The sequence below is a fragment of the Polaromonas sp. CT11-55 genome (assembly GCF_047303325.1).
In the GTDB taxonomy this organism is placed as follows: domain Bacteria; phylum Pseudomonadota; class Gammaproteobacteria; order Burkholderiales; family Burkholderiaceae_C; genus Polaromonas.
Genome location: NZ_JBKBEX010000107.1, coordinates 1 through 227, shown reverse-complemented (window position 1 = coordinate 227; position 227 = coordinate 1). Strand labels below are relative to the sequence as shown.

1 pseudogene is annotated in these 227 nt (G+C 60.4%); it reads left to right on the top strand.

The features are described 5' to 3' along the window. Positions 1-227, top strand: a pseudogene (gene tuf, locus ACEN8I_RS24245) (elongation factor Tu); the annotation flags it as partial.

The window sequence follows — 227 nt, the reverse complement described above, 5'->3', positions numbered from 1 at the left end:
CAGGTGCTGTGCAAGCCCGGCTCCATCAAGCCGCACACGCACTTCACCGGCGAGATCTACGTTCTGAGCAAGGACGAGGGCGGCCGCCACACGCCTTTCTTCAACAACTACCGTCCCCAGTTCTACTTCCGCACGACGGACGTGACCGGCGCGATCGAGTTGCCAGAAGGCAAGGAAATGGTCATGCCAGGCGACAACGTGTCGATCACCGTCAAGCTGATCAACCC